This is a genomic window from Sphingobacterium alkalisoli (assembly GCF_005049105.1).
Lineage (GTDB): Bacteria > Bacteroidota > Bacteroidia > Sphingobacteriales > Sphingobacteriaceae > Sphingobacterium > Sphingobacterium alkalisoli.
In genome coordinates, this window is record NZ_SUKA01000019.1 from 1 (window position 1) to 2,246 (window position 2,246).

Annotated in this window: 3 protein-coding genes; all 3 read left to right on the forward strand. The window is 44.1% G+C overall.

All coding sequences use genetic code 11. The features are described 5' to 3' along the window. The first annotated feature begins 77 nt into the window (after positions 1-77). Complete coding sequence (locus tag FAZ19_RS23710) at positions 78-992, forward strand: hypothetical protein (protein ID WP_136823259.1); 915 nt, start codon at positions 78-80, stop codon at positions 990-992. 176 nt (positions 993-1,168) lie between these two features. Next, positions 1,169-1,474: a helix-turn-helix transcriptional regulator gene (locus FAZ19_RS23715; RefSeq protein ID WP_136823260.1), complete on the forward strand. Its 306-nt coding sequence runs from the start codon at positions 1,169-1,171 to the stop codon at positions 1,472-1,474. A gap of 366 nt (positions 1,475-1,840) precedes the next feature. Next, positions 1,841-2,246, forward strand: a 406-nt coding sequence (locus FAZ19_RS23720) for a DUF6266 family protein (protein ID WP_244927466.1), incomplete at its 3' end; no start/stop codon positions are given.

Sequence of the window (2,246 nt, forward strand, 5' to 3'; positions counted from 1 at the left end):
ATTATAATTTGTATTTTCGTCATAAACTGTATTCCCGATCTACTAAATAGATCTTTATCTGTAAGACAAGACAGCCTATGATTATTAAATATATTGCAAAGTGCTTTATAATTATTTTTTCGCTTTTGATGGTGGCATATGTCATCAATCTAACTCATTTGATATTTGAACCGGCCGAACGGATGGGGGCAAGCTCATTTTGGCCTGTTTACCACGTCACGATAATTTTAATTTTTGGTTACGCGCTGTGGGTAAACTGGATGTATAATGTCACCCTTGAATCTGCGTGGAAAAATGAGTGGCTTTCTAAAATATACATACGCACCATGCTATATGTTTTGCTGGCAAGTGTACCGGTAATTTTCGTACACGGGCTATTTGTACACGCCGGTGTAATCTTGATGTGGGGATCAGATGTAGATATTGAGCTACATGTCATAAAGTCGAATTATTGGAGAAAAGATTTTGTCTATTTTGCTGCTCCGCTATTTGCGACCGTAGCCTTATTTTATTTCTTTCCCGCATTGCGGTTCTTCAGAGACAGGCCCCGCGAAGTAGATTTGTCGAAGATAGATGATCTACAGTTCTGGAAATTATCCCATAAACCCGATGTGTTTCTTAAGCATCTCCGTAAGGTGATCAGCACGGAGGTGGTATTCGACGGTACAAAAGTAAGAATCTTTGATATCGTTTTTATTCTGTTTGAAAATAAGGTTTATTTTGCGATTCTAACAAATGGAGAGAAATGTCTGATTGACTTTTCGAAAGATTCGCCAGAGCAATGGCCTTTAGGTAAATGGTTTGTGAAAATAAAGGAGAATGTACATATCAATATGTTGTACGTAAAATATCCGGTGAAGAACATTAAAGAACTGCATTTGGAAAATGAGACAAACGCCGTTCTTTTTCGCGATGATAGATTGGTCAGGAAGGACCTACTGTTTCCAGGTAGACGCCTGGAGAAAAATGTGAAGGATTTTTGGATAATATAAACCAGTTGGGAGAAGAGGGCTGGGAGGAATACATTGCCTCGAAGTAAGATGCTCCCTGATGTAAAACACAGGCCGTAAGAATATTGCTTGAAAATGATGATAAGCCTATGCATTTTAAGGCTTACGGGCAGAGCTTTGTTCAGGGTTTCGGTATGGTCGATAAGACTAAATAAACCATGTTAAATCTACTACAACGCATTTGTTTCCTTCTGGAAGCAACCTACCAATTGTTAAAAGAAGCTATAGAAAAGCAAGACGATCACGCCCGCCGTGCACCGCACAAAATGGAGCCAAGTATTCAGGATAACGAACTGCTGGATATCCAACAGGTACGGGAGATACTCGGCATTGGTCGCTCGACCTACTACCGGTTTGTGAGCCAAGGCAAACTGACCCCGAGGAAGATCGGCGGTCGCCCCTGCTATTATCTGGCAGATCTCGACGAGATGATCAAAGAAAGTAAGCGAAGGGGGAGGCTTTAAAGCTTCGACAGTTGTTCGGGGATTATTCGGGTGCTGTTCGACTCGTCTTCGAGACCGCTTCGAGACTCCTTCGGCAGTTCTTCGGCTGCGCTTCGACTGTTGTTCGACTGGTAGCCGAAGAGCAGTCGAACACATGTCGAACACGAGTCGAAGCAGAGGCGAACACGATACCTGTCAGTCCCGAATAAGTGGTAAATATCTGGCGGGTCTTCCCCACAAATGGGACAATGTGTTCCTAATCGTACCATGTTGTCCCGCTTTGTTCCATTCTTTCATTTCAGGTGCAGGACACCGTAGTTTAGCCCTTGATATCAGCGATAAGCCTTGCATGCAAGCAACAGGTTTAACAAATTAACAACAGTCAAAATGGCTAGATTTTTAAAAGGAATCAACGGCGCCTATTCAGGTAAGGTAGGCAACGTAATCGGAAGCAGCTGGAGAAATGTAGACTATGTACGCTCCCTTTCGAAAAGAAGTAACAAACCCGCGTCGGCGGATCAACTGGCACAGCGTGCGAAATTTGCACTTGGTGTAAGTTTTCTGTCACCGATCAAGGATCTGCTCAATCTGGGCTATTCGGATGCCCTGCAGGGGCGCTCAACCGGATACAATAAAGCGCTGCAGCATCTGCTGGCGAATGGTATCATGGGCGATTATCCAAATCAGACATTGGATTATGAAGCGGTGGTAATCGCCAAAGGCGGGCTATCGAACCTGATGGGGGTGAGCTGGCAGGAGACCGCACCGCGGGAGGTATCCCTAAGCTGGACGA